Source organism: Terrimonas alba (assembly GCF_042434975.1).
GTDB classification, from domain to species: Bacteria; Bacteroidota; Bacteroidia; order Chitinophagales; family Chitinophagaceae; genus Terrimonas_B; species Terrimonas_B alba.
Genome location: NZ_JBHMQM010000059.1, coordinates 1 through 502, shown reverse-complemented (window position 1 = coordinate 502; position 502 = coordinate 1). Strand labels below are relative to the sequence as shown.

Sequence of the window (502 nt, the reverse complement as noted above, 5' to 3'; positions counted from 1 at the left end):
TAATCGTCATCTATTGCATACGCTTGCTGCAGGGCAGGCTTCATTAGTTGTATTATGGAATCCTTTGCCGCCATTTTTCGTATTTCCCATAACATAGTCGCCCGAAGGTGTTTTATGCGCACCTGGAAATACGGTCCTGCCGCAGCGCCCTTTTTTTCGAGCTCATTTAAAGTGCGAAAAATAATGACGGTATCTTTACTCCTCAAGTTATCCCTGATCTCATTAAAGTTTTTGTTTAGTGTATCATCATCCGCGTCTAAACTTTTTATCCATTCATCCAGGGGCAAAGATTTGTTTTGCGCAAATGCAGGAAGATTTGTTTGAAATAAGACAAATGATATAAATAGCAGGTATGGCGTTTTGGCCAGGAACATCATTTACTGTTATTAAGACTATGCCACATATCTATAGCAATAGGTAGATTTCCTTTTTGCTACCGCAAGGATGTTGCTAACACTTAAAGTTACACCCTTTAAAGAGTAAAAAATATTGATGTTCCCAA

1 protein-coding gene is annotated in these 502 nt (G+C 38.6%); it reads right to left on the bottom strand.

What is annotated here, in order from left to right:
- The coding region (locus ACFEL9_RS26180; RefSeq protein WP_385896387.1) for a hypothetical protein at positions 1 to 377 on the bottom strand (377 nt) is incomplete at its 3' end.
- Positions 378 to 502 lie beyond the last annotated feature (125 nt).